This window comes from Stenotrophomonas sp. Y6, assembly GCF_022436665.1.
Taxonomy (GTDB): Bacteria; Pseudomonadota; Gammaproteobacteria; order Xanthomonadales; family Xanthomonadaceae; genus Stenotrophomonas; species Stenotrophomonas acidaminiphila_A.
The window spans coordinates 282,798-300,295 of record NZ_JAKUKB010000003.1 but is presented as its reverse complement, the minus strand read 5'-3'; the positions used below and the strand labels follow the sequence as shown (position 1 = coordinate 300,295).

The window sequence follows — 17,498 nt, the reverse complement described above, 5'->3', positions numbered from 1 at the left end:
CGTGCAATGCCCGCATGCCGGGGGCGCTGCCGCGCCGGCCGCGCGCTCAGGCGTGGGCGAAATCGAAGGCCAGCACGTCGGCGATGCGGCCGGTTCCGGCCAGCGCCATCAACAGCCGGTCCACGCCCACCGCCACGCCGGCGCAATGCGGCAGGGCCGGCAACGCGGCCAGGAACCGATCATCCAGCGGCGGCTGCACGTCACCGCGCGCGGCGCGTACCGCCAGGTCGCGCTGGAAGCGCTGGCGCTGCTCCACCGCATCGTTCAGCTCGTGGTAGCCGTTGGCCAGCTCCACCGCGCCCAGGTACAGCTCGAAGCGCTCGGCCAGCGGCGGCTGCCCGGGGCGGATGCGGGCCAGCGCGGCCTGCGTCGCCGGCCAATCGTGGACCACGGTGATGCGGTCGGCGGGAAAGCAAGGCTGGATGCGATGGGTCATCAGCAGGTCCAGCCAGTCGTCGCGGGTGAGGCCGCCGGCAGTGAGGCCGACGCCGGCCAACGGCGCGCGCAGCTGCGCCTCGTCGGCGCTGAACGGGTCCACGCCGAGCGTGCCGACGAACAGTTCGCGGTAGCTCAGTACCTGCAGCGCCGCCTCGCGCCCGACCATCGCCAGCGCCTCGCGCACCAGCGCCACCGTCTCCTCGATCAGGCGATGGTGGTCCCAGCCGACGCGATACCACTCGAGCATGGTGAATTCGGGGTTGTGGCGGCCGCCGGCCTCGCCGTTGCGGAACACCCGGCCGAGCTCATAGCAGTCGCCGACGCCGGCGGCGAGCAGCCGCTTGAGCGGGTACTCGGGCGAGGTGCGCAGCCAGCGCAGCGGCGAGCCGGCGTCGACGTGGCCGCTGAAGCGGGTCTGGAAACCGTCGATGTTCGGCTCGGTGTTGCCGGCCGCGGACAGGATCGGCGTTTCCACCTCCAGCACCCCGCGGCGCGCGAAGAAATCGCGGATCAGCGCGTTCAGGCGCGCGCGCCGCTGCAGCGCCTCGATCACGGATGCAGGCCCGTCGGCGACACCGCCAGCGGCAGGGTCAGGATGTCGCGCTGGTCGTCGCGGTAGCCGGCCGACAGGTACAACGCCCTGGCCCTGGCGTTGTGGTGGTTCACTTCCAGCCGCATCACGCTGGCGCCCTCGACGATCGCCCAGTCGCGCGCCAGCGCCAGCGCCTGCCGCCCCCAGCCGCGGCCCCGCGCGGCGGGGGCCAGGTACAGCTCGTCCAGCAGCACGAAGCGACCGCCCTGCTCCACGCTGAAGCACCAGCCCAGGGTGATGTAGCCGGCCTCGGCCACGTCGTCGCCCTCCAGCAGCAGGGCCGCGCCGCAGGCCGGCTCGGCCAGCAGGGTGCGCAGGCCGGGCTCGACCAGCGCCGCGTCGTAGGCGATCTGGTCCTCGGCATAGAACGCCCGCACCATGGCGAGCAGGCGCGGGAAATCCTCGGGCGTGGCGAGGCGGAAACGCAGGTTCATGGGTGTTGTCCGTGTTCGGTGAGGAAGGCGAGCAGGCGCGGTTCGTCCCACACCTCCACGCCCAGTTCGGTGGCCTTGTCCAGTTTGGAGCCGGCCTCGCTGCCGGCAACCACGAAGGCGGTCTTCTTCGAAACGCTGCCGGCGACCTTGGCGCCCAGCGCTTCCAGACGGGCCTTGGCGGCGTCGCGGGTCAGCGCCGACAGCGTACCGGTCAGCACCACGGTCTGGCCGTCCAGCGGCCCGGCCGGCTGCGCGGCCGCCTCCGGGGCCAGTTCCAGCAGGCGCCGCATCTGCGCCTCGCCCCTGAGCAGCAGCTGCCCGTGGTTGTCGCTGTCCAGCCATTGCGCCAGGCCGTGCGCGGTGTCCTCGGGCAGCCCGGCGGCAAGCAGGTGCTGCGGCTCGGCGTCCAGGATCTGCTGCGCCGACGGCAGCGCCGCCACCAGCTTCTCCGCACGCAGCCGGGTGATGCCCGGTATCTCGGCCTCGACCAGCAGCTGCGCTAGGTCCAGCCCTTCGCGCAGCCGCGGCGACGGCAGGTGGGTATCGCCGATGCGCACGCGCCCGACCTGCAGCAGCGCGTCGATCGCCTGCTGGTTGCCTTCCTGCTCGAAGAAATGGCCCAGCGAGCGCGCCACCTCGCCGCCGATATCGGGCACCCGCTTGAACAGCGGCCACGGCAGCTGGCGGATCAGTTCCAGGTCGCCGAACCACTGCGCCAGCGCCTTGGCGGTGCTCTCGCCGACATGCTCGATGCCCAGCGCGAACAGCAGCCGCTCCAGCGTGGTGGTGCGGCTGGCGTCGATGGCCGCGATCAGGTTGTCGGCCCAGCGGGTGGCGATCTTCTTCGGGTTCCACTCGAAGCGTGCCGGCAATGCCAGGGCCTGCGCGCGCCACCGCGGATCGGTGCCGTCCAGGCGCAGCAGCGCCTTGAGCCACTCGCCGCTGCCCTCGGCCGGCAGGTGCGGGGCGATGCCGTTGGCCAGCGCCGAGGGGTCGGCCGCGTCCAGCGCCAGCTTGAGCAGCAGCAGGGTGTCGCGCTGCAGGCGGTAGAGATCGGCCACGCCGCGCACGATGCCGGCGTCGACCAGGATTTCGATGTACCTGTCGCCGAGCCCGTCGATGTCCATCGCGCGGCGCGAGGCGAAATGGGCGATGGCCTCCTTGCGCTGCGCCGGGCAGCTCAGCTCGCCCGAGCAGCGCCACACCGCCGCGCCCTCCTCGCGCACGATCTCGGCGCCACATACCGGGCACGCCGCCGGCATCGTCCACGGCAGCGCGCCGGGCGGGCGGCGCCCGGGGATGACGCTGACCACTTCGGGGATCACGTCGCCGGCGCGGCGCACGATGACGCTGTCGCCCACGCGCACGTCCAGCCGCGCGATCTGGTCGGCGTTGTGCAGGGTGGCGTTGGTGACGGTCACCCCGGCCACCTGCACCGGCTGCAGGCGCGCCACCGGCGTGGCCGCGCCGGTGCGGCCGATCTGGATCTCGATCGCCTCGACCGTGGTGGTCTGCTCCTGCGCCGGAAATTTGTGGGCGATGGCCCAGCGCGGCGCGCGGGCGACGAAGCCCATCTCGCGCTGGCCGTCGCGGTCGTCGAGCTTGTAGACCACGCCGTCGATGTCGAATGCCAGCCCGTCGCGGCGCGCGCCGATGTCGCGGTAGTAGTCCAGCAGTCCATCGACACCCTCGACCACCCGGCACAGGTCGCTCACCGGGAAGCCCCACTGCGCCAGCCGCGCCAGCGTCGCCGAATGGGTGGGCGGCAGCTCGCCGCCCTCGACCTCGCCGGTGCCGTAGGCATAGAAACTCAGCGGCCGCTGCGCGCTCACCCGCGGATCGAGCTGGCGCAGCGAGCCGGCGGCGCCGTTGCGCGGGTTGGCCAGCACCTTGCCGCCGTGCAGCCGCGCCTGCTCGTTGTATTTCTCGAAATCGGCGCGCGGCATGTAGACCTCGCCTCGCACCTCCAGCACCGCCGGCCAGCCCGCGCCTTCGAGCCGGGCCGGGATCACCTTGATCTGGCGCAGGTTGGCGGTGACGTCCTCGCCGCGGCTGCCGTCGCCGCGGGTCGCGCCCTGCACGAACACGCCGTCCTCGTAGCGCAGGCTGATCGCCAGGCCATCAAGCTTGGGCTCGGCCGAGAACAGCAGCGTGCGGCGCTGCAGGCGCTCGTCGATGCGGCGCACGAAGTCGCGCACTTCCTCGTCGCTGAAGGCATTGCCCAGCGACAGCATCGGCATTGCGTGCACCACCTCGGGAAAGCGCGAGGACGGCCTGCCGCCGATCTGGTGGGTCGGGGAATCGGCGCTGTCCAGCTGCGGATGGGCCGCCTCCAGCGCTTCCAGTTCGCGCAGCAGCCGGTCGTAATCGGCATCGGGAATCAGCTGCTCGTCATGCTCGTGGTAGGCCTGCGCGGCCGTGGCCAGCTGCTGGCGGAGTTCGGCGATGCGGCGGCGGGCGGTGGCTTCGGAAGTCATGCCCGGATTTTACCCGCGCACGGGTGCATGCAACGCGTGTGGCCGGCCGCGCAAACAGCAAGGGGCGCCGCATGCGACGCCCCCTTGCCGTGGTCAGCGCGGCGCGCTCACCAGCGCGGCGGCTTGGTCAGCGGTGGCGCCTGGTGCTGGCGGTCGTAGGCGCGCAGTTCGTCGCGGATGTGGGCGATGCGCTGGCGCCCCAGCGCGTTGCGGCTGTCGTCCAGGACCACGCCGTCCAGCAGCTCGGCCATACGCTGCACGGTGGGCAGCATCTTTTCCCAGGCGTCGAGCGCGGTCATCGGCGCCGGCAGGGTCAGGAAGAAGGCGATGGCCGGGGTTTCCATCTCGCGGATGTGGGCCATGTCGAAACTGCCCGGCTTCATGATGCTGGCCATGCTGAAGATCGGCCCGCGCTCGGGGTGGCCTTCGACCATGCGGTGGAACACGTTCATGTAGCCGAACACCAGCCCGGTCTTTTCGGCGGCGACCACGATGTCCTCGCCGCGCAGCGACAACCCGGCGCGCGCGGCCACGTACAGCGAGACGATCTTGTCGAAATCCTGGGTCGCGCGCTTGCCCAGTTCGCTGCCCGGCGCGTCCACGTCCGGCAGCCCCAGCTCCTGCTGGGCGGCCTCCTGGCCCGCCTCGGGCACGGCGACCGCGTCGGCGCCCTCCTCGCCTGCCGCCAGCACCGGCTCACGCCGCGGCCGCTCGCCACTTTCGGCCGGTTCGCGGCGCTTGCCCTGCGCCGGCTTCCGCGGCCGCCCGAACAGGAGGATCGCCGCGATCAGCAGCAGCCCGGCGGCAAGGATGCCGATACGCAACAGTGCCGTGTCGGACATTCGATAGGTTCTCCGGCTGGTTCGTTCAGGTAACTAGCATGGCACGTCAGGCCGCGCCCGCCAAACGCGCCGCTTCCTCCAGGTCCACGCTGACTAGGCGGCTGACGCCCGGCTCGCGCATGGTGACGCCGGAGAGCTGGTGCGCGGCCTCCATCGTCGCCTTGTTGTGGCTGACGAACAGGAACTGCACCTTCTCGCTCATTTCCTTGACCATGTTGGCCAGGCGGCCGACGTTGGCCTCGTCCAGCGGCGCGTCCACCTCGTCCAGCAGGCAGAACGGCGCCGGGTTGAGCTGGAAGATGGCGAACACCAGCGCCACCGCGGTCATCGCCTTCTCGCCACCGGACAGCAGCGAAATGCTGGACACGCGCTTGCCGGGCGGGCGCGCCATGATGGTCACGCCGGTATCGAGCAGGTCCTCGCCGGTCAGCTCCAGGTAGGCGTGGCCACCGCCGAACAGGCGCGGATACAGCGCCTGCACGCCGGCGTTGACGCGGTCGAAGGTGTCCTTGAAGCGGCCGCGGGTCTCGCGGTCGATCTTGCGGATCGCCTCTTCCAGCGTCTCCAGCGCGGTGGTCAGGTCCACGTGCTGCGATTCCAGGTACTCCGAGCGCTGCGAGGCCTCGCCGTACTCGTGGATGGCGGCCAGGTTGACCGGCTCCAACCGGCGCATGCGCGCGTCGATCTGCTGCACCGCCTGCTCCCATTCGCCGATGCGCGCGTCCTCCGGCAGGGCGTTGACCACGTCCTCCAGCACGAAGCCGGCCTTCTCCACCGCCGCCTGCAGCTGCTCGGCGCTGAGCACCAGCGCCTGCTGGTCGAGCTTTCGCTGGGAAATGCGCTCGCGCTGCGCCAGCGCCTGTTCGTCGCGCTGGTGGCGGGTCTGCTCCAGCGTGCGCAGTTCGGCGTCGATGCCGTCCAGCTGCGCGCGCGCCTCGGCCAGCACCCGGTCCACGCGCACGCGCTCGGCCAGCGCGTTCTGGTGTTCGGCCTCCAGCGCCTGCACCGGCGTGTCGCCCTGGTCCAGCTGCGAATGCAGCTCGCCCAGGCGCGAGTCCAGCTGTCCGCGCTGGGTGCTCATGCGCTCGAGCGACTGCGACAGCGAGGCGATCTGCGCGCGTTGTGACTCCAGCGTCAGCGCCAGCGCATGCATGCTGTCGCGCACGTTGCGCGCGGCGTCGCGGGCCAGGTCGCGGGCCTCGGTCAGCTGGCGGCGTTCGCCCTCCAGCGCCTGCCGCGTGGTTTCCAGGTCGCCCATGCTGGAAACCGCGTCCTCCAGCCGCACGCGCGCCTCGCCAGCCTGCTCGCGGCTGGCGTCCAGCGCTTCCAGCAGCTGCGCAAGCTCGGTCTCGATGCGCTCGATGCGGGTGCGCGCCGACTCCAGCCGGCCGCGCTGGCTCTGCACCTGCCCGGCCAGTTCGGACGCACTGCGATGCGCCTGGTACAACGCCCGCTGCGCTTCCTCGCGCTGCTGCTCGGCGGCCAGCAGCTGCTCGCGGAACGCGCCGAGCTGGCGTTCGAGCCCGCCCTCGCGCTCCTGCAGTTCCTCGATCTGCCCGCGCAGGGTGACGATCTCGCGCTCGCGCAGCAGCGCGCCCTGCTTGGCCGCCCCCTGCCGCGACACCCGCACCCAGCCCTCGCCCAGGCGCTCGCCATTGCGGGTGATGACCGAGTCGCCCTCGCCCAGGCGTTGCTGCAGCGCGCGCGCCGCGGCCAGGTCCTCGGCGCCATGCAGGCGCGCCAGCAGGCGGCGGATCGCCAGTGGCCCCTGCACCCGCGCGGCCAGCGAGGTCGGCGCGAAATCCGCATCGCCCGCGGCATCAGCCACCAGCGCGATGCGGCCCTCGCCCAGCTCGCCCAGTGCATCGACCAGTGCTTCGGGCGCATCGACCAGCACGCCTTCGATCAACTGGCCCAACGCGCTTTCCACCGCGTTTTCCCAGCCGCTCTCGACGGTGATGCGCTCGCCCACGCGCGCGGCCGAATCCAACCCCTGCGCCTTCAGCCAGGCCACCGCCGCGCCCTGCTCCTGGCCGAGCGCGGCCTGCTGCAGGGTTTCCAGCGAAGACAGGCGGCCGCGCGCGGCCTGCGCCTGCTTGCGCACCTCGGCCAGTTCGGCCTGGCTGGCGCGCTGCCGTTCCTGCAGTGCCGCCGCGCTTTCCCTGCGCAGCTCTACCTGCTCGTTCAGCTCATCGAGCACGGTGGCCTGCGATTCGTGCTGCAGCTGCAGCTGCTCGAACGCCTCGGCCAGGGCCTCGACGTCGAGCCCGGCGCGCTCGGCCAGCAGCGCTTCGCGGCGGCGATCGGCTTCCAGTATCTGCCGGTCGAGGTAATCGACACGGGTGCGCTCCACCTCGCCCGAGCGGGTGGCCTCGGAGGTGTTGCGGTTGTGCGCTTCCCAGCGCTGCTGCCAGTCGTGCAGCGCGGCCTCGGCTTCGCGCAGTCCTTCCTGGCGGAATTCGTTCTCTTCCTGCAGCTGCTCCAGCTGCGGCTCGGCGTTCTCCACCGCCTCGCGCAGCACCGCCAGCCGGGCTTCGTCGCCACTGATGTGCTGGCCCAGCTCGGCCAAGGCCTGGCGGGTCTCGTCGCGCGCCTTGTGCAGGCGCTGCGCCATCTCGCGCTGGTGCTGGATCTGCTGTTCCAGCCGCGCCAGGGTGCTGCCGACCTGGTAGACGTCGGCCTGCGCCCGGGACAGGGTTTCGGCGGCCTCCTCGCGGCGCACGCGCCCGGTCTCGATCCGGCTCTCGGCTTCGCGCTGCTCGGCCACCAGCTGCTGCAGCCGGGTCTCCTCGCGCGCCAGCGCTTCACGCAGCCCGCCCAGGCGGCCGTCCAGCCCGCGGTATTCCAGCGCCTTCCATTCGGCGTCCTTGACCCGGCGCTCTTCCTGCAGCGCCTGGTACTGCTCGGCCTGGCGCGCCTGCCGGCGCAGGTGTTCGAGCTGCTTGCCGATCTCCTCGCGCAGGTCGTTCAGGCGGTCCAGGTTCTCGCGGGTGTGGCGGATGCGGGTCTCGGTTTCCTTGCGGCGTTCCTTGTACTTGGAGATGCCGGCGGCCTCTTCCAGATACACGCGCAGGTCTTCCGGGCGCGCCTCGATGATCTGGCTGATCATGCCCTGCTCGATGATCGAGTAACTGCGCGGGCCCAGGCCGGTACCGAGGAACAGGTCGGTGATGTCGCGGCGCCGGCACTTGGTGCCGTTGAGGTAGTAGTTGCTGCTGCCGTCGCGGCTGACCGTGCGCTTGACCGAGATCTCGTTGAACGAGGCGTATTCGCCGGCGATGGTGTGGTCGGTGTTGTCGAAGATCAGCTCGACCGTGGCCTGCGACACCGGCTTGCGCCCAGCCGAGCCGGAGAAAATCACGTCGGTCAGCGAGTCACCACGCAGGCGGCTGGCCGAGCTCTCGCCCATCACCCAGCGCACCGCGTCGATGATGTTGGACTTGCCGCAGCCGTTGGGCCCGACCACGCCGGTCATGTTGGTCGGCAGGTGCAGCGTCGTGGGATCGACGAACGACTTGAAACCGGAGAGCTTGATCGTGGATAGACGCATGGGGCAGGCAAGGTTCCAGTGCCGGGCCGGGGGGCGGCACCGTGGGTTCTGCGGGGAATCGGGGCTTGGGAACAGCAGTCTGCGGGGAGTATAAGCCCCTCTTCCACCGTGGCGCGGGGCCCGGGCAGCCCGGGGCCGGCCGCGGCCGGGCCGCGCGCGACCGGACAAAAAAAGAACGGGCGCCTTGCGGCGCCCGTTCCGGGTACAACGTGAACCGCAGGGATCAGGCGTCGGCTTCGACGATGACCTTGACGGTGGCTTCCACGTCGGCGTGCAGCTTGATCAGCACGTCGTACTCGCCGACGGCACGGAAAGCGCCCTCGCCGAGGATGACTTCGCTCTTCTCCAGCGGCAGGCCGGCGGCGGTGAAGGCCTCGGCGATGTCGCGCGGGCCGACCGAGCCGTACAGCTTGCCTTCGGTCGAGGCATGCGCACCGATGGTGACGCTGGCGTCGGCGAACTTGGCGGCGCGGGCTTCGGCTTCGTCATGCGACGCCTTGGCCTTGGCTTCGTACTCGGCGCGCTTGGCTTCGAAGGCGGCAACGTTGGCTTCGGTGGCCGGCACGGCCTTGCCGTGCGGCACCAGGAAGTTGCGGCCGTAGCCCGGCTTCACGTCGACCAGGTCGCCCAGGTTGCCCAGGTTGGTCACCTTCTGCAGCAGAATCAGCTTCATTTTTCTTGCTCCGTTATTCGTTAGCGATGCCCCGCAGGACACCGCAACGCTTGCTGTCCGAATGGACGGGTGGGGTCAGGAGTGAGTCAAGAGGAGTGAGAAGCGAGAGAAAACATCTCACTCCTCACTTCTACGGCGCATGCGCCGCACTCACTTCTGCACTCAGACGTCGTGGTTGTCCGTGTACGGGATCAGCGCCAGGAAACGGGCGCGCTTGACCGCCGTGGACAGCTGACGCTGGTACTTGGACTTGGTGCCGGTGACGCGGCTCGGCACGATCTTGCCGTTCTCGGTCAGGTACTGGCGCAGGGTGTTGAGATCCTTGTAGTCGATCTCCTTCACACCTTCAGCCGTGAACTTGCAGAACTTGCGGCGACGGAAGAACTTGGACATGAGCTGACTCCTTATTCGGCAGAGGCGGCGTCGTCGCCGGCTTCTTCATTGTTGGAATTGGCAGCTTCTTCGTCGTCACGACGACGGCGCTCGCCACGCTCGGGCTTGTCGCCCTTCTCATCCTTGCTCTTCATGATCAGCGACTGCTCGGTCTCGGCCTCGTCACGCTTGATGACCAGGTTGCGCAGCACGGCGTCGTTGAAACGGAAGCTTTCGGTCAGTTCGTTCATCACCGACTGGTCGGCTTCGATGTTCATCAGAACATAGTGGGCCTTGACCAGGTTCTGGATCGGGTAAGCCAGCTGGCGGCGGCCCCAGTCTTCCAGGCGGTGGATCTTGCCGTTGCCGCCCTCGACCAGCGCCTTGTAGCGCTCGACCATGGCCGGGACCTGTTCGCTCTGGTCCGGGTGGACCAGGAACACGACTTCGTAATGACGACTCATGTTTTTCTACCTTTCGGATGTAGCCCTCTCGGGCCGGACAGCCCCCCGCCGTTGAGACCGCGGTGGGGCAAGGACTCCCGCCCCGGAAGGCAGGAAGCCGCGCATTATGGCGCAGATGGGGTGGCCGGGCAATCGAGCGGCCACCGGACAACCTGAACCGGGTGCCGCCCGGCCCTGCCCGCCTGACCATGGACATGCCCGGGCCGCGGCCGGCAGCCGCCTGGACCCGGCAACCGGAGGGAACGCCGGATCAGGCCTTGTCGGCGTCGGTGGTGAAGCTCTCGCCGCACCCGCACTCGGCGGTGGCGTTCGGATTCCTGAACAAAAAGGTCTCGCTCAGGCCCTGCTTGCCGTAATCGATCTCGGTGCCGTCCACCAGGGCCAGGCTCTCGGCGTCGACGAAGATGCGCACGCCGTCCTGCTCGAACACCGTGTCGTCCTCGCGCTGCTCACGGGCCAGGTCGGTGGTATGGCCCCAGCCCGAACAGCCGGTGCGGGTCACGCCGAAACGCAGGCCCAGCGCGCCGGGGGTCTGCGCGACGAAGCGCTGCACGCGGGCAAAGGCGACAGGGGTGAGGTGGATGGCCATGGGCAAGCGACTCCGGGGATTGCGGGGCAATTATAGGAAAACCCGGCTGTACCGGCCCCGGATGGCGGATCCCTCGCCTGTCCGGCCGCGCAGCCGCTAGAATTCCGCGTTCATAGATCGAGTCGATCAGCAGAGGATTCAAGTCATGACGGTGGTCAGCGTTGCGCACGCCCTGGCCGGGAAGATCCCGGAAGGCGGAGAAGTCACGGTTCGCGGTTGGGTTCGCACGGTCCGTGCCTCCAACGGGCTGGCCTTCGTCAATGTCAGCGACGGCTCCGGCTTCGCCCCGATCCAGGTCGTGGCCACCGACGCGCTGGCCAACTTCGACGACATCAAGCGCCTGACCCCGGGCTGCTCGGTCATCGCCACCGGCAAGCTGGTCAAGTCGCAGGGCAAGGGCCAGAGCTTCGAGATCCAGGGCGAAAACCTGGAGATCGTCGGCTGGGTCGAGGACCCGCTGACCTACCCGATCCAGCCCAAGCCGATGTCACCGGAGTTCCTGCGCGAAGTGGCGCACCTGCGCCCGCGCACCAACCTGTTCGGCGCGGTCACCCGCATCCGTGACTGCCTGGCCAAGGCCGTGCACCGCTACTTCCACGAGAACGGCTACTACTGGATCAGCACGCCGATCATCACCACCTCCGACGCCGAGGGCGCCGGGCAGATGTTCCGCGTCTCGACCCTGGACCTGGCCAACCTGCCGCGCGGCGAGAACGGCGGCATCGATTTCAGCCGCGACTTCTTCGGCAAGGAAACCTTCCTGACCGTGTCCGGCCAGCTCAACGTCGAGGCCTACTGCCTGGCGCTGAGCAAGGTCTACACCTTCGGCCCGACCTTCCGCGCCGAGAACAGCCACACCACCCGCCACCTGGCCGAATTCTGGATGGTGGAGCCGGAGATCGCCTTTGCCGACCTGGCCGAGGACGCGCGCGTGGCCGAGGACTTCCTGAAGTACCTGTTCCGCGCGGTGCTCGACGAGCGCGCCGACGACATGGCCTTCATCGCCGAGCGCGTGCAGAAGGACGCCATCACCCGCCTGGAGACGTTCGTCAACGCGCCGTTCGAGCGCATCGAGTACACCGATGCGGTCAGCCTGCTGCAGAAGTCGGGCAGGAAGTTCGACTACCCGGTCGAGTGGGGCCTGGACCTGCAGACCGAGCACGAGCGCTGGCTGACCGAGGAGCATGTCGGCCGCCCGGTGGTGGTGACCAACTACCCCGAGCACATCAAGGCCTTCTACATGCGCCTGAACGACGACGGCAGGACCGTCGCGGCGATGGACGTGCTGGCCCCGGGCATCGGCGAGATCATCGGCGGCAGCCAGCGCGAGGAGCGCCTGGACATCCTCGACGCGCGCATGGCGCAGTTCGGCCTGGATCCGGAGCACTACCAGTGGTACCGCGATTTCCGCCGCTACGGCTCGGTGCCGCACGCCGGCTTCGGCCTGGGCTTCGAGCGGCTGGTGGTCTACGTCTGCGGCCTGTCCAACATCCGCGATGCGATCCCCTACCCGCGCGCGCCGGGCTCGGCGGAATTCTGAGGAGCAGAAGTGAGGAAACAGAAGTGAGAAGAGAGAAAAAAGCAGACCTCCCGGCAGTGGGCAGCAGCCGCTGTTTCTCACTTCTCACTCCTTTTCACTCACTCCTGCCATGACGCTCTTCCTCGCCCTGTGCTTCGTCGGCGTGGCCATCGCCGGCTTCAGCGCGTTCCTGATCTTCTGGCCGCTCACCTTGGTGCATGTCCGTGACCGCCACCCGGCGGTCGCCGCCGGCTTCGGCGATTTCGCCTTCCTCGACGGCAAGGCACTGCGCTGGCTGGTCGGCGGCGCCTACCGCGCGCTCGACGACCGCGCGCTCAGCGGCCTGGCCACCCCGGCGCGGATCGCGATGTGGGTGATCTGGGCCGGGCTGGGCATGGCCGGACTGCTTTGGCTCTATTCCCTGGGACTGAAATGAACGACATCGACACCTGCACCGACCAGTGGTGGCTGGCCAGCCTCGGCACCACCCTGGTATGGGCGCGCCTGCGCGTGCGCCCGGCCGGCACCGCCGAGGTGCTGGACAGCGACGGCAATACCCTGAGCTACGACAGCGAGGACACCGCGCGCGCGCAACTGTTCGACGCCGAGTTCGTCGCCTGGGACGGGCTGGACGAGGAGGACGCGCTGGCGCGCGGCTTCTCGCTGCACGAAGTGCAGCCACCGCAGGCCGGCAGCGACGCCGAGCTGCGCGGACGCATGGTGCAGTCGCTGGGCGGGCGCGCCTGAGCGGCCGATGTTCACCCCACGCGCCTTCGCCGAGCATGATCTGGTCTGGCTGGACCGCCTGCTGGAGCGCGATCCGTTCGTCACCGTGCTGACCACCGGCGCCGACGGCCTGCCCGAACTGACCCGATTGCCGGTACTGTACCGGCGCGACGGCGAACGCATCGAACTGCTAGGCCACTGGGCCCGGGCGAACCCGCAGGCGCGCCATGCCGGCGCGGCCAAGGTGCTGGTCGATGGCCCGCACGGCTACGTGTCGGCGAGCTGGTATCCGGACAACGCCGTCGGGAACGGCGCTGGACAGCCGCAGGCTGGCCCGGAGGGCGCATCCCTTGGACGGGGTGCGCACCAGGAAGCGGCCGCGCGCGTGCCGACCTGGAACTACGCCAGCGCCGAACTGCGCGGACGCCTGCAACCCTTCGACGGCGAGGACGCGCTGGCCGCACTGGTCGGCGCGCTCAGCGCGCGCTTCGAGGCCGGCGTCGGCCAGGAGTGGCGCTTCGCACCGGAGCGCGACGAACAGCGCCGCCAGCTGCGCGGCATCGTCGGCTTCCGCTTCCAGGTCGAGCAGGTCCAGATCAAGCTGAAACTGAGCCAGAACCAACCGGACGCCAACCAGCAGGCGGTGATCTCCGCGCTGGAACGGCTGCCAGGCCCCGCTTCCCGGGAGCTGGCGCAGTGGATGCGCCGCTACCGCGAACAGGCCGCCGCGGGCCACTGAACGCCCCGTTTCCCGACGACGCGGCCACCGCCGCGCCTTCCACCCCTCAACGTCAGGAACACCCGAAATGAAAGACATCCGCAAGCTGCTGCAGAACAACCGCGAATGGGCCGACCGCATCGCCCGCGAGGATCCCGATTTCTTCCAGCAGCTGTCCAAGCAGCAGCACCCCGAATACCTGTGGATCGGCTGCTCCGACTCGCGCGTGCCGGCCAACCAGATCATCGGCATGGCGCCGGGCGAGGTATTCGTGCACCGCAACGTGGCCAACGTGGTGGCGCACAGCGACCTGAACTGCCTGAGCGTGGTCCAGTACGCGGTGGACCAGCTGAAGGTGAAGCACATCCTGATCGTCGGCCACTACGGCTGCGGCGGCGTGCATGCCTGCCTGCACAACACCCGCGTCGGCTTGGCCGACAACTGGCTGCGCCATGTCGGTGACGTGGTGCAGAAGCACGCGGCGATCCTGGACGCGATCGAGGACGACGAGCTCAGGCATGCGCGCCTGTGCGAGCTGAACGTGATCGAGCAGGTCGCCAACCTGTGCCGCTCGACCATCGTCCAGGATGCCTGGGCCCGCGGCCAGAAGCTGATGGTGCACGGCTGGGTCTACAGCCTGAAGGACGGACGCGTCAGCGAGATGGGCATCGACGTGGGCGCGGCCGAAGACCTCAAGCAGGCCTACGAAAACGCCCTGGCCTTCGTACCGCGCCAGGGCCGGCGCGACTGAGCCACAGGAACCGACCATGCTCGCCGCGCCGATCAACCTGCACGCCTGGATCGAGGACAACCGCCACCTGCTCAAGCCACCGGTGGGCAACCGGATGATCGACAACGGCGACTTCATCGTCATGGTGGTCGGCGGCCCCAACGCGCGCACCGACTTTCACTACGACGAAGGCCCGGAGTGGTTCTACCAGCTCGAGGGCGAGATGGTGCTGAAGGTGCAGGAAGACGGCCGGGTGCGCGACATCCCGATCCGTGCCGGCGAGATCTTCCTGCTGCCGCCACGGGTGCCGCATTCGCCGCGGCGCCCGCCCGGCGGCATCGGCCTGGTGGTCGAGCGCAAGCGCCTGCCGCACGAGCTCGACGGCGTGGCCTGGCACTGCGAGCACTGCAACCACAAGCTGTACGAGGAGTTCTTCCACCTGGGCAACATCGAAACCGACCTGCCCAAGGTGTTCGACCGCTTCCACTCCTCGCTGGCGCATCGAACCTGCGCGGCCTGCGGCACGGTGCATCCGCTGCCGGCCGCGCAGGACTGAGCCGCGCCCGGCAGCCACCACGACCAGGCGCGGGCGCCTGGCCGCGGCCCCGGTGGCAACCGCGTGCCGCGAGCGGGCGGTACACTGCGGGCACGTTTTCAATGCACGCGCCCCGATGAACGAACGCCTGTCCCCGGCCCATGCCACTGCGCTCGATGCCGCCGATCCGCTGCGCCACCTGCGTGGCCAGTTCCTGTTCCCGCAGCACCAGGGCGCCGACCAGGCCTACTTCGTCGGCAATTCGCTCGGCCTGCAGCCGCGCGGCGCACAGGCGATGGTGCAGGAGGTCATGGACCTGTGGGCGCGCATCGCCGTCGAGGGCCACTTCACCGGCCCGACCCACTGGATGAACTACCACCGCCTGGTGCGCGACCAGCTGGCCCGCGTGGTCGGCGCGCAGCCGCTGGAAGTGGTGGCCATGAACACGCTGAGCGTGAACCTGCACCTGATGATGGTCAGCTTCTACCGGCCTACCCGCGAGCGCCCGGCGATCCTGATGGAAGCCGGCGCGTTCCCCACCGACCGCCACGCGGTCGAGGCGCAGATCCGCTTCCACGGTTTCGACCCGGCCACCGACCTGATCGAAGTCCGCCCGGACGAAGCCGATGGCACGCTGTCGATGGCCGCGATCGAGCAGGCGATGGCCGAGCATGGCCGGCGCGTGGCGCTGGTGCTGTGGCCCGGCGTGCAGTACCGCACCGGGCAGGCATTCGACCTGGAGGCGATTACCCGGCTGGCACGCGCGCATGGCGCCAACATCGGCTTCGACCTCGCGCACTCGGTCGGCAACGTGCCGCTGGCGCTGCATGAGGTCGCCCCCGATTTCGCGGTGTGGTGCCACTACAAGTACCTCAATGGCGGCCCGGGCGCGGTCGCCGGCTGCTTCGTGCATGAACGCCACGCCCACGACACCACGCTGCCGCGCTTCGCCGGCTGGTGGGGCCACGAGCAGGCCACGCGCTTCCGCATGGCGCCGGAGTTCGTGCCCGAAGCCGGTGCCGAAGGCTGGCAGCTGAGCAACCCGCCGGTGCTCGGCCTGGCGCCGCTGCGCGCGTCGCTGGAGCTGTTCGACCAGGCCGGCATGCAGGCGCTGCGGGCCAAGTCGCTGCGCCTGACCGGCTACCTGGAGACCCTGGTCCGCGCGCGCCTGCCCAACGTGCTGCAGATCATCACCCCCGCCGAGCCGGCGCGGCGCGGCTGCCAGCTGTCGCTGCGCGTGGCCGGCGGGCGCGAACAGGGACGCTCGCTGTTCGAATACCTGCAGTCGGTCGGCGTGCTCGGCGACTGGCGCGAACCCGACGTGATCCGCATTTCCCCGACCCCGATGTACAACCGCTACCGCGACGTGCTGCGCTTCGTCGAGGAAGTGGAGGCATGGGCCGGCCCCTGATTCCCCGGAAACAATGACTTGAACGCTTCCCCCCCGCGTCACCTGACCCTGATCGGCGCCGGCCTGGCCGGCTCCCTGCTGGCGATCCTGCTCTCGCGCCGCGGCTGGCGCGTCACCGTCTACGAACGCCGCGGCGATCCGCGGGTGGCCGACTATGAAAGTGGCCGGTCGATCAACCTGGCGCTGGCCGAGCGCGGGCGCAACGCGCTGCGCCGCGCCGGCGTGGAGGACGCGGTGATGGCGCGCACGGTGATGATGCGCGGGCGCATGGTGCATTCGCGCGACGGCGCCCCGCCGCAACTGCAGCGCTACGGCCGCGACGACAGCGAAGTGATCTGGTCGGTGCACCGCAAGGACCTCAACGTCACCCTGCTGCAGCTGGCCGAGGACGCCGGCGCACGCTTCCATTTCCACCATCGCCTGCACACGGTGGACTTCGATGCCGGCTATGCGCGCTTCATCGACGACCGCGACGACAGCCCGCACGACATCCACTTCGACACTCCGCTGGTCGGTGCCGACGGCGCCGGTTCGGCGCTGCGCGCGGCGATGAACCGCAAGTCGCCGCTGGGCGAACGCACCGAGTTCCTGGACCACTCCTACAAGGAGCTGGAGATCCCGCCCGGGGCCGATGGCAGCTTCCAGATCGAGGCCAACGCCCTGCACATCTGGCCGCGCGGCCGCTACATGTGCATTGCCCTGCCCAACGACGAAGGCACCTTCACCGTCACCCTGTTCCTGCCCAATGAAGGCGACCCCGGGTTTTCCAGCGTGCGCAGCGGCGCCGAGGCCGAGGCGCTGTTCGCGCGCGAGTTCGCCGATGCGCTGCCGCTGATCCCGCACCTGCGCCGCGACTGGGAGCAGCACCCACCGGGCCTGCTCGGCACCCTGTACCTGGAACGCTGGCACCTCGGCGGCAAGGCGGTGCTGCTGGGCGACGCCGCGCACGCGATGGTGCCGTTCCACGGCCAGGGCATGAACTGCGCCTTCGAGGACTGCGTGGCGCTGGCCGAGCTGCTGGAAACGCACCCGGACAGCGCCCGGGCGTTCGCCGCGTTCGAGGCCGAGCGCAAGCCCAACGCCGCGGCGATCCAGCAGATGGCGCTGGACAACTACCTGGAGATGCGCGACCGCGTCGCCGATCCGGCTTTCCTGCTGCAGCGCGAGCTGGAACAGGAACTGCAGCGGCGCTGGCCCACGCGCTTCGTGCCGCATTACACCATGGTGACCTTCCTGCACACGCCCTACGCGCTGGCGCTGGAACGCACCCGGCTGCAGCAGCGGATCCTGGCCGAGGCCACCGCCGGCCATGCCAGCCTGGCCGGCATCGACTGGTCCGCGCTGGAAAAGACCATCCACGCGCAGTTGCCGGTGCTGGAGGGCGCGCACTGATGATCCCTGCCCCGCAGCGCCGCATTCGCCAGGGGA

Annotated in this window: 17 protein-coding genes; 8 read left to right on the top strand and 9 right to left on the bottom strand. The window is 69.8% G+C overall.

Annotated features, from left to right (window positions below; genetic code table 11):
• Nucleotides 1–46 precede the first annotated feature (46 nt).
• The 9 genes from epmA to MKP15_RS04780 form a co-directional block, all read right to left on the bottom strand.
• Nucleotides 47–991: an EF-P lysine aminoacylase EpmA gene (gene epmA / locus MKP15_RS04820; protein ID WP_240211964.1), complete on the bottom strand. Its 945-nt coding sequence runs from the start codon at nt 989–991 to the stop codon at nt 47–49.
• Nucleotides 988–1,464: a GNAT family N-acetyltransferase gene (locus MKP15_RS04815; RefSeq protein WP_161614073.1), complete on the bottom strand. Its 477-nt coding sequence runs from the start codon at nt 1,462–1,464 to the stop codon at nt 988–990. The genes epmA and MKP15_RS04815 overlap by 4 nt, the downstream gene beginning before the upstream one ends.
• Nucleotides 1,461–3,941 carry an NAD-dependent DNA ligase LigA gene (gene ligA, locus MKP15_RS04810; protein ID WP_240211963.1) on the bottom strand — a complete coding sequence of 827 codons (2,481 nt, stop codon included), beginning with the start codon at nt 3,939–3,941 and terminating at the stop codon, nt 1,461–1,463. The genes MKP15_RS04815 and ligA overlap by 4 nt, the downstream gene beginning before the upstream one ends.
• Before the next feature lie 107 nt (nt 3,942–4,048).
• On the bottom strand, nt 4,049–4,783 hold the full coding sequence (zipA, locus tag MKP15_RS04805; RefSeq protein ID WP_161614071.1) for a cell division protein ZipA: 735 nt from the start codon (nt 4,781–4,783) through the stop codon (nt 4,049–4,051).
• 46 nt (nt 4,784–4,829) lie between these two features.
• Nucleotides 4,830–8,333, bottom strand: a complete 3,504-nt coding sequence (gene smc / locus MKP15_RS04800; protein ID WP_240211962.1) for a chromosome segregation protein SMC — start codon at nt 8,331–8,333, stop codon at nt 4,830–4,832.
• Nucleotides 8,334–8,556: 223 nt separating this feature from the next.
• Nucleotides 8,557–9,006: a 50S ribosomal protein L9 gene (gene rplI / locus MKP15_RS04795; protein WP_104939041.1), complete on the bottom strand. Its 450-nt coding sequence runs from the start codon at nt 9,004–9,006 to the stop codon at nt 8,557–8,559.
• A 162-nt stretch (nt 9,007–9,168) separates the two neighbouring features.
• Nucleotides 9,169–9,399, bottom strand: coding sequence for a 30S ribosomal protein S18 (gene rpsR, locus MKP15_RS04790; RefSeq protein ID WP_054666474.1), 231 nt, complete (start codon nt 9,397–9,399; stop codon nt 9,169–9,171).
• 11 nt (nt 9,400–9,410) lie between these two features.
• Nucleotides 9,411–9,842 (bottom strand): 30S ribosomal protein S6, encoded by a 432-nt coding sequence (rpsF, locus tag MKP15_RS04785; RefSeq protein ID WP_104939042.1) that lies wholly within the window; start codon nt 9,840–9,842, stop codon nt 9,411–9,413.
• Between the two features lie 250 nt (nt 9,843–10,092).
• A complete protein-coding gene (locus tag MKP15_RS04780) occupies nt 10,093–10,431 on the bottom strand; it encodes an iron-sulfur cluster assembly accessory protein (protein ID WP_104939043.1) in 339 nt (112 codons plus the stop codon).
• A gap of 145 nt (nt 10,432–10,576) precedes the next feature.
• Here MKP15_RS04780 and asnS point away from each other — a divergent pair, with 145 nt between their 5' ends.
• The 8 genes from asnS (at nt 10,577) to MKP15_RS04740 (ending at nt 17,462) form a co-directional block, all read left to right on the top strand.
• Nucleotides 10,577–11,971 (top strand): asparagine--tRNA ligase, encoded by a 1,395-nt coding sequence (gene asnS, locus MKP15_RS04775; RefSeq protein ID WP_161614068.1) that lies wholly within the window; start codon nt 10,577–10,579, stop codon nt 11,969–11,971.
• Nucleotides 11,972–12,080: 109 nt separating this feature from the next.
• Nucleotides 12,081–12,386, top strand: coding sequence for a hypothetical protein (locus tag MKP15_RS04770; RefSeq protein WP_240211961.1), 306 nt, complete (start codon nt 12,081–12,083; stop codon nt 12,384–12,386).
• Nucleotides 12,383–12,697, top strand: a complete 315-nt coding sequence (locus MKP15_RS04765) for a hypothetical protein (protein WP_240211960.1) — start codon at nt 12,383–12,385, stop codon at nt 12,695–12,697. The genes MKP15_RS04770 and MKP15_RS04765 overlap by 4 nt, the downstream gene beginning before the upstream one ends.
• A gap of 7 nt (nt 12,698–12,704) precedes the next feature.
• Nucleotides 12,705–13,415, top strand: a complete 711-nt coding sequence (locus MKP15_RS04760) for an FMN-binding negative transcriptional regulator (RefSeq protein ID WP_240211959.1) — start codon at nt 12,705–12,707, stop codon at nt 13,413–13,415.
• 67 nt (nt 13,416–13,482) lie between these two features.
• Nucleotides 13,483–14,145, top strand: a complete 663-nt coding sequence (gene can, locus MKP15_RS04755) for a carbonate dehydratase (protein WP_104939048.1) — start codon at nt 13,483–13,485, stop codon at nt 14,143–14,145.
• A gap of 16 nt (nt 14,146–14,161) precedes the next feature.
• Complete coding sequence (locus MKP15_RS04750) at nt 14,162–14,680, top strand: 3-hydroxyanthranilate 3,4-dioxygenase (protein ID WP_161614065.1); 519 nt, start codon at nt 14,162–14,164, stop codon at nt 14,678–14,680.
• 115 nt (nt 14,681–14,795) lie between these two features.
• On the top strand, nt 14,796–16,070 hold the full coding sequence (kynU, locus tag MKP15_RS04745; protein ID WP_104939050.1) for a kynureninase: 1,275 nt from the start codon (nt 14,796–14,798) through the stop codon (nt 16,068–16,070).
• Between the two features lie 18 nt (nt 16,071–16,088).
• Nucleotides 16,089–17,462 (top strand): NAD(P)/FAD-dependent oxidoreductase, encoded by a 1,374-nt coding sequence (locus tag MKP15_RS04740; RefSeq protein WP_240211958.1) that lies wholly within the window; start codon nt 16,089–16,091, stop codon nt 17,460–17,462.
• Nucleotides 17,463–17,498: the final 36 nt, after the last annotated feature.

What these genes read in the sequence shown, in the direction of transcription:
- zipA (WP_161614071.1), bottom strand. Translation starts at nt 4,783, where the DNA reads ATGTCCGACACGGCACTGTTGCGTATCGGCATCCTTGCCGCCGGGCTG.
- ligA (WP_240211963.1), bottom strand. Translation starts at nt 3,941, where the DNA reads ATGACTTCCGAAGCCACCGCCCGCCGCCGCATCGCCGAACTCCGCCAG.
- MKP15_RS04780 (WP_104939043.1), bottom strand. Translation starts at nt 10,431, where the DNA reads ATGGCCATCCACCTCACCCCTGTCGCCTTTGCCCGCGTGCAGCGCTTC.
- kynU (WP_104939050.1), top strand. Translation starts at nt 14,796, where the DNA reads ATGAACGAACGCCTGTCCCCGGCCCATGCCACTGCGCTCGATGCCGCC.
- rpsF (WP_104939042.1), bottom strand. Translation starts at nt 9,842, where the DNA reads ATGAGTCGTCATTACGAAGTCGTGTTCCTGGTCCACCCGGACCAGAGC.
- smc (WP_240211962.1), bottom strand. Translation starts at nt 8,333, where the DNA reads ATGCGTCTATCCACGATCAAGCTCTCCGGTTTCAAGTCGTTCGTCGAT.
- asnS (WP_161614068.1), top strand. Translation starts at nt 10,577, where the DNA reads ATGACGGTGGTCAGCGTTGCGCACGCCCTGGCCGGGAAGATCCCGGAA.
- rpsR (WP_054666474.1), bottom strand. Translation starts at nt 9,399, where the DNA reads ATGTCCAAGTTCTTCCGTCGCCGCAAGTTCTGCAAGTTCACGGCTGAA.
- rplI (WP_104939041.1), bottom strand. Translation starts at nt 9,006, where the DNA reads ATGAAGCTGATTCTGCTGCAGAAGGTGACCAACCTGGGCAACCTGGGC.
- MKP15_RS04815 (WP_161614073.1), bottom strand. Translation starts at nt 1,464, where the DNA reads ATGAACCTGCGTTTCCGCCTCGCCACGCCCGAGGATTTCCCGCGCCTG.
- MKP15_RS04765 (WP_240211960.1), top strand. Translation starts at nt 12,383, where the DNA reads ATGAACGACATCGACACCTGCACCGACCAGTGGTGGCTGGCCAGCCTC.
- MKP15_RS04770 (WP_240211961.1), top strand. Translation starts at nt 12,081, where the DNA reads ATGACGCTCTTCCTCGCCCTGTGCTTCGTCGGCGTGGCCATCGCCGGC.
- can (WP_104939048.1), top strand. Translation starts at nt 13,483, where the DNA reads ATGAAAGACATCCGCAAGCTGCTGCAGAACAACCGCGAATGGGCCGAC.
- MKP15_RS04760 (WP_240211959.1), top strand. Translation starts at nt 12,705, where the DNA reads ATGTTCACCCCACGCGCCTTCGCCGAGCATGATCTGGTCTGGCTGGAC.
- MKP15_RS04750 (WP_161614065.1), top strand. Translation starts at nt 14,162, where the DNA reads ATGCTCGCCGCGCCGATCAACCTGCACGCCTGGATCGAGGACAACCGC.